The sequence below is a fragment of the Candidatus Clostridium eludens genome (genome assembly GCF_045310515.1).
GTDB classification, from domain to species: domain Bacteria; phylum Bacillota; class Clostridia; order Clostridiales; family Clostridiaceae; genus Clostridium_B; species Clostridium_B eludens.
The window spans coordinates 1-7,655 of record NZ_JBJHZX010000086.1 but is presented as its reverse complement, the minus strand read 5'-3'; the positions used below and the strand labels follow the sequence as shown (position 1 = coordinate 7,655).

The 7,655-nt window shown below is 30.3% G+C and carries 6 protein-coding genes; 3 read left to right on the top strand and 3 right to left on the bottom strand.

Annotated features, from left to right (window positions below; genetic code table 11):
• The first annotated feature begins 58 nt into the window (after positions 1-58).
• Positions 59-856 carry an IS256 family transposase gene (locus ACJDU8_RS24770; protein ID WP_406794860.1) on the top strand — a complete coding sequence of 266 codons (798 nt, stop codon included), beginning with the start codon at positions 59-61 and terminating at the stop codon, positions 854-856.
• Positions 857-1,197: 341 nt separating this feature from the next.
• Here ACJDU8_RS24770 and ACJDU8_RS24765 read toward each other — a convergent pair whose 3' ends face one another.
• From ACJDU8_RS24765 to ACJDU8_RS24755, 3 genes are all read right to left on the bottom strand, one after another.
• Positions 1,198-1,956, bottom strand: a complete 759-nt coding sequence (locus ACJDU8_RS24765) for an NERD domain-containing protein (RefSeq protein ID WP_406794859.1) — start codon at positions 1,954-1,956, stop codon at positions 1,198-1,200.
• 169 nt (positions 1,957-2,125) lie between these two features.
• A complete protein-coding gene (locus ACJDU8_RS24760) occupies positions 2,126-3,091 on the bottom strand; it encodes an alpha/beta fold hydrolase (RefSeq protein WP_406794858.1) in 966 nt (321 codons plus the stop codon).
• Positions 3,092-3,220: 129 nt separating this feature from the next.
• Positions 3,221-4,510, bottom strand: coding sequence for a sensor domain-containing diguanylate cyclase (locus tag ACJDU8_RS24755; RefSeq protein WP_406794857.1), 1,290 nt, complete (start codon positions 4,508-4,510; stop codon positions 3,221-3,223).
• Between the two features lie 765 nt (positions 4,511-5,275).
• Between ACJDU8_RS24755 and ACJDU8_RS24750 the strand changes: the two genes are divergently transcribed.
• Complete coding sequence (locus ACJDU8_RS24750) at positions 5,276-5,410, top strand: hypothetical protein (RefSeq protein ID WP_406794856.1); 135 nt, start codon at positions 5,276-5,278, stop codon at positions 5,408-5,410.
• Positions 5,411-5,898: 488 nt separating this feature from the next.
• The gene (locus ACJDU8_RS24745; protein ID WP_406794855.1) at positions 5,899-7,200 is read left to right on the top strand and encodes a hypothetical protein; all 1,302 of its coding nucleotides are present in this window, start codon (positions 5,899-5,901) and stop codon (positions 7,198-7,200) included.
• Positions 7,201-7,655 lie beyond the last annotated feature (455 nt).

Here is a 7,655-nt window from a genome sequence, read left to right as displayed (position 1 = left end):
AATTTTTTAAAAATATAAACTTGTCAAAAAAGCGCTTGACTTTTCTTAGCAGGTTTTTATGGCAAAAAGAAGAGAAACAATGAGTGAAGGAAAAAAGAACATTATTTCTGCTTTGCTTGAGGAGTATGACATTAAATCGGCGGAAGACATTCAGGACGCACTGAAAGATCTGCTTGGAGGAACTATCCAAAGTATGATGGAAGCTGAAATGGATCAGCATTTAGGATATGAACCATATGAGAGAAGTGATAATTCTAACGCTCGTAACGGCAGAAAGAGCAAAAATGTTAGAAGCAAATATGGAAAGCTTAGTATCAATGTCCCTCAGGACAGATATAGTACCTTTGAGCCTGAAATAGTTAAAAAGCGTCAAAAAGACATTTCAGGAATCGATGAGAAAATTATAGCAATGTATGCTAAGGGACTTACCACACGCCAGATTTCTGATCAGATTGAGGATATTTATGGTTTTGAAGTAAGCGAAAGTTTCGTATCTGACGTTACGGATAAAATTTTACAGGATATTGATGATTGGCAACGAAGGCCGTTAGGTGAGATTTACCCAATAGTTTTTATTGATACTGTACACTTTTCCGTAAGGGAGGAAAATATGGTAAAGAAACTTGCAGCTGATGTAAGGAAGGTTATCTATACAACGAATGCCATAGAAAGCCTTAATAGTACTTACCGTAGGCTTAACAGCCAGCGCAGTGTTTTTCCAAATGACAAGGCTCTGATGAAGTCCCTTTACCTTGCAACCTTGCAGGCAACCAAGAAGTGGAGCCAACCCTTAAGAAACTGGGGCAAGGTTTATGGAGAATTTTCTATAATGTATGAGGGTAGGATGCCACTTTAAACTCAAAAATCAATATGACAAAAAGATACCTTTTCTGGAAGGTATTCTTGACACACTTTATTTTATTGAATATATTAAAGTAAGGCGAGGTAGTCTTAAGGCAATACCTCACCCTAACGAATTCTTATCATAGAAAATTAATTTACAGAAATAATTTCACACTCTCTTTAAAATTTACTTTACTACATAATACCTGGCCTAATATTATTCATTTAAAAGAATATGATATAACAATTATATAAGAAATGTTAGAATTCCACTCCTGTCATTATTTATAATCCGTATATAAATTTTAAAAGATACCCTTCTTAATTCCAATATCTTATATCATTTCAGCTAAATTATTTTACAGTAAACCTGCACTTAGGAAAATTACTGCATCCTTTAAATTGACCATACTTTCCATTTCTTAAAACTAATTTTTCCCCACACCTTGGACACATATCATTATTTATTTTATTATTCTTTTCATTGAGATTATTGCGGATTGCTTGAACATGAGCTTTTCTATTTTCTTTGTTATCTATATTTAAAGAAAATAACTTTGAAAATATCTTATCTTTATCAAAATCTGTAATACACTCATCATCATATTTTTTTATTGTGTTAATCAAATTTATAGTATAAACTACATCAGTTTTAGATGTAACTTTTAAATCCGCATTTGTGGTAAATGCTACTATCGAAATGTACCTAATGTCACCAAATTGGGACAATATTTTTTTTAATGCCTGTATGTGTCCATAATTTTGCTTTATTGGATTATACAAATTTTCTTTTCTTTTATAAATTATCTGATTCCAGTTATTATCGAATTGATTACCAATAATCAAGCCTTTATAGTTTTTAGTTTCAATAACAAAAATCCCATAATTAGATACTATAACATGATCTATCTGTGCGGTTTTATCACCAATTCGCAGCATTATATTATTTATTACCTTATACTTTGTTTCATCAAGACTTGATAAAACAAATGCTACAGATTTTTCACCAAAATAACCTTTTATTTTTGGAATAAAAACTTCCAATATTCCAGCTATAACAACTAAAAGCCCTAGATACCAAAATCTTGTTACTAGCTCTAATAATGTTTTCATATCATCACTCGCTCTCGTAGCAAAATAAATATACTTATAATTACATAATTCTCCATGAATATCAATATTCCTCCTAAATGTCTTATTTATTTGCACAAAAAACACCAGATATTTTTATACCTAGTGTTTAAAATAGTATTTGAAAATATCTGGTGCTCAGTAACTAAAATTATATATGATCGTATAACCAATTACGCAAATCCTTTATTACTTCATCTCTATTTACTTCTCTAAGCATCTCATGTCGTCCATTTTCGTATATTTTGTAGGTTGCATCCCTAATACCATATTGTTCATATATTTTAAACAGTTCTTTTACACCATTCCCATTATCTCCGAAAGGATCTTTACTACCTGATATCGAAAATATAGGTAAATTTTTAGGTATTTCTTCAATAATAGAAGGGCTATGTATATCCTTTAAAGCATCAAATAAATCCTCAAAATATCCAACTTTATACTCTATGGCAGCATAAGGAGAACTTAATGTATCCTCAAGCATACTAGAATCACTTGTTAGCCAATCATAATCTGTCTTCGAAGGTTGAAATTCATCATTAAAATGTTCAAAAAACGCATTTAATGATTCAATACTCACAGCCTTTCTCCCCTTTTCTTTAACCTCTTTACTTGATATTTCAATTAATCTTGTTATTTTTTTTATATGAATTGGACCGGTAGTACCAGAATATATAATTCCATTTACCTCATTACCATATTTATAGGCATATATCTGTGCCAAAACTGAGCCTAAACTGTGTCCTAAAAGGAAAATAGGCAACCCAGGATTTTCTATTCTAATTCTATCCGTTAATATTTTAAGATCTTCTACCATCCAATTTATTCCGTCTTCTCCCATGTATCCTGCATGTTCTGCATAGGATGGTTCATTTATATCCCCCGCTGTCCTCCCATGCCCGCGACCCTCATTAATATATACGATAAAACCTGCTTTAACCATTTGTTCACTGAATTCTTCATAATAATCAGCAGTTTCTCCCATACCGTGGGCTATTTGTATCACGCCATATATTTTTTCACTTTCAGAATGACACCACTTTTTAGTGAAGAGATTTATACCCTGTTGGTCTTTATAGAAAAATGTCTTACATTTATGCGCTGTATTTTTGCTCATACATACTTTCCTCCTGCATTTCTAAAGTTTATTCTATACTTGAGCATTCAAATTCATGTACTAACAATATAAGTGTTTACACTAAATGTTAGCAAATTTTATCAAGCATAGTTGATAATTTAAACTGAACTATACTGGACTTCTTCGTTTTTGCATCTTATTCTGATACATATTGTTATCTGCTATTTCTATTAAAAGGTCAATATTAACTTTTTTTAGATTATTATATTCCGCAAAGCCATAACTAAAATCCACCTTATAATTATGAGAGCTACTTGCATTATAATTTTCCATATTACTTCTTATTCTATTAATGATTAATTTTGCTTGGTTTATAGTAGTATGAGGAAATATAATAAGAAACTCATCTCCTCCAACCCTGCAAACATAATCAGACTCTCTCACATTACAAGATAGTAGTTTAGCCACAGTTAAAATAAGATTGTCCCCTTCAATATGTCCATAGGTATCATTTATTTTTTTTAGGTTATCAACATCTATAAAACATATTGTTAGATTGTCTCCATTTTGTGATGTCTTTTTCATCATTTTATCCAAAATATCCATACCAGCTCTTCTATTGTATAGTTCCGTCATTTCATCAATCATAGCTATTTTTGTTAATTCATTTTCTTTATCTGTTAGTTGCCTGAATATGGTTTGGTAAGGCCTTGTAATACAAGTTATTATAACTGCTTTGTAAATAAGATAAAATGATATTATCTTAAAATAATGCCCTAATAAATTTGGAAAGCCATAATTACTTAAATATAAAGTAAACTCGAATTCAGAAACTATAGTAAAAATAATAGACCAGAATAAATACTTGTAAACTTCACCATCAAATTTATTTTTGTTCTTTCTCAATAGTGTAGCATCAGCTATTAATATTACGCATATTATATACTCACTAATTATTTTAAATCGAGTTTGTCCTTGGTGAGCAATGAAACATATAGGAAACACCTGAAAATAAAAGATTGAGGCTACAATACCTGAAGTAATTATAGTATAAGTTGCAAAAGCTCTATAGGGTTTTAAATGTTTCTTGAAACTCATGAATATAAATGGTATCAATAAAGAAATACTTTCAAGATAACGTGCTCCTATCCATAATTGATTGGCATAAAAATCATAACCTTTAAAAATATGCATACCATTGTATGACAATGTATGTAGTAAGTCTAAAAATGAGACAAACATGTATGCAATACCTATAAATATTAGATAATCAAATTGTTGTTTTGAAAAATCCCTTGAATTCCATGCTACTATAAAGAGAGTAAATCCTATTATTATACTAAATAGTTCTGCAAAACTATGAAACAGCAAATAACTATAAAGGCTGGTCATGTATAGAGCTATTGCAATTATTAATAAAGCAATAACTTCAAGAATATGCCTTTGGTATTTATGCATATAAATCCCCCCATAAAATTTTTCATATGCTACTAGTATAATATTGCTTTTTAACTCTAAATTTTTCTTATAGTCTACCAAGATTCCGACATATGTAATTCACATTATCTGAGCGAATATCCAAGTATGGAGAATTTATTACTGTAAGCCTCCTAAAAATTTCTTTTAAATAAAATTATAATATCAAATAGATATTACCAAATAACAACTATAACTAGATTTTATAACATTATAACATTCATACTTAATTGATATCAATATAATTTTTTACACTATGTAAAGAAACATCCTTAGGAAGATATAACTAGTGTAGTACTTGAAAATAGGAATGTATGTTCAATAGATGGAGCAATGGTAATGACGAAGGAGCATTTAATAGAGTGTGTAACCATTGTAAAATTAGATAAGTCATCATTCAGCACACTTTAATATTTCAATTTCCAATTCTAGTTTTTCTCACTTAAAGGTACTATGTTATAGTTTTACCTTTGCATGTTACCTTTGTATAAAAAATGGCCAGACAATATGAAATGCGTGATGATTCTTACTTTTATGGCATCAATAACAGGCTGAAGTTTAATAGAAAATTCAAATTATTTAAGGATAGGAGCTAGGTCTAAAACTAAATTCGGATAATTATTAGCACCATATTAAAACATAGTCTTAATTTTAAATACAATTAAAAACTTTAACACGATTTTAATTGCTATATGTGCATAATGGGTATATAATGGTAAACGTTGGATATTGAAAGAAGGTGAAAAATTGAATAAGAAATCAGTATTAATAACACCTGACATTATTGAGGAATGTCTATACGAATCACTTGATAGTCTTGAAAGAGTAATCCCTCATATAGAAAAAACCAAGAAAAAATCATTGAAAAAGTCATTAAAATAACCCTATAGTACAAGGCTTTTTTTATTTTAATGAAAACACATCCAAAACAACTTCCATAGCTTAAAGGGCTTTTATGTGACTTTAAAATGCAACCCTATTTTTCCTTCGTAGCAGTTTTGTTCACATTATCTCATATAATAGCCATTTATATACTAATATTTGTACCAAGCAGTAATTTTACATAAGTCAAAAAACATTAGTTTAAAAAATACAGTGTTTTACTAAAAGATTATAACTTTTATATAAAATATTCTTAACTTATTGATCTTCTTACATATAATTACCTATCCTGACAATCCATCCATGGTATTATTTACATATAGCTACGTTATAAGTATAAGTTATATTATTGAGCGTTATAGCTGGCATATCGGGTACAAGCAGTATTTTAAAAAATAGAAAATGATTTTGTCAGGTATTTAATTCATGTATTTATCCAATATATAATCTAATTACATAGTTAAAAAAGTAAGGGAGTGAAAAATAATATGATGAATGCCATTAAAACCGCAATCATAACCATAATAGTATCGTTCATATCTGGTTTATTGTTCGATTACTATAAAAATTTAGCACCAAGAATACTCTATAATATAGGTCACGGTGTACCAAAGAAACTAAATAACAAAAAAATTTGGACATACGTTGTTACTGTTGGTAACATATCAAATAAAACCATCCATGAGTTAACTGTAAATGTCCAAAGCGCACGAAGCAGTATAAGAGTTGCGGATGAGAAAATAACAAAAGGTTTGAAATTTGATTCTTCCATAAGAGATAACATTTTAGATGTCCAAATACCATTTTTAAGTAAAGGTGATAAATTTACAGCTACACTTTATGTAGAAAACCAGTATGGACTTAAGGATAAGCCTTCTATTATAGTACGTTCACCCGAAAATTTCAAGAAAGCAAGCTCTGCAGAGCAGAATGGAATCCTATCTTCATTGCTTAATATACCTAAAAGCATAAATGAAGCAATTTCGAGTGTAGTTAAAAAACCCGAAGCAACCTCCGGTAAGCTGGATGATTTTACAGCAGTTCATAACAATCAAGGTGATTTTACAGCAGTTATGTATAAAAAATCAGATATTGAAAGAAAATTAAACGGAGAAAATAGCAAAGTATCACGAGAACATAACATATCTACTAGTGATAAAAAAGTAATAGTATTTATTACATCAGTCCTCCTGTTTATAACTGCAGGGGTTGTAACAAATTATTATTTCAAAAGTAAGGATATGAAAACACCTAATACAGCAACTAATAACCAAAAACAACCTACTAATACTGCAGGATCATCAGATTCAACATCCCAAAATACTGATGAAAACACACCATCAGGTAAATCAACCGGAGACACAGACATAAATACATCGATATCTAGGTCAAGTAGGCATTCACATTCAAGAACATCAACCAATAGTGCAACCGATGACACAGGTTCAAATACATCATCAAACGGGGCTTCCAGTACTACACATTCAAATACATCATCAAACGGTATGGCAGGAAATACAAATGCAACCGGAGCTACGGATAAATCAACAGGAAATGGAGACTCAAACACTCAAACAACTCAGACAAACCAGACATCCCAGGCTACCGGAAATGCAAGCAAGAGTACATCCTCAGCTCAGACAACTGGCAGTTCATCCACAAGCACATCGACAAGCATACCAACTAAAAATTCAGGGTCAAGTACCCCAGCAGCCGGCTCATCAGGAAATTCAGGCAATTCAGGATCAAATACTCCGGCAACCCAAACAACTGGAAGCACAGGTAAATAATATACTTATATATAGATATATAAAGTATATTGCAAAGTGTGCTGTAATAAGATAAACAATAAAGAAATTAGAGCAAGGTTACGGATTGAAATGTTTTGGACATACCAATCCGTAACCCATAATCATTAGTTTAAAAACAGAGAAATGTAGCACCTTGTAATCGACTCGCTAAATTTCGTTGCTAAAAAATTAAAAAGTATGCAACTAAAATAAAAAATAGAGAAGCAAGTACCATGCTATTATAAATACTTATTTTTCTAATAGTAAAAATTGTATTAGAAGTTTAAATGTTATCAATGCAATAATCATGCCTATTTTCAAAGACTTTACCCATTAATAATAAAACAATGCAATAAAAAAGTAAGCACCTTATATGACAGGCACTTACTTTTATCAGTATTCATTATTTTTTCGGAGACTAAATAATATACGAACTTCTGGCAGTTGCACTTTAA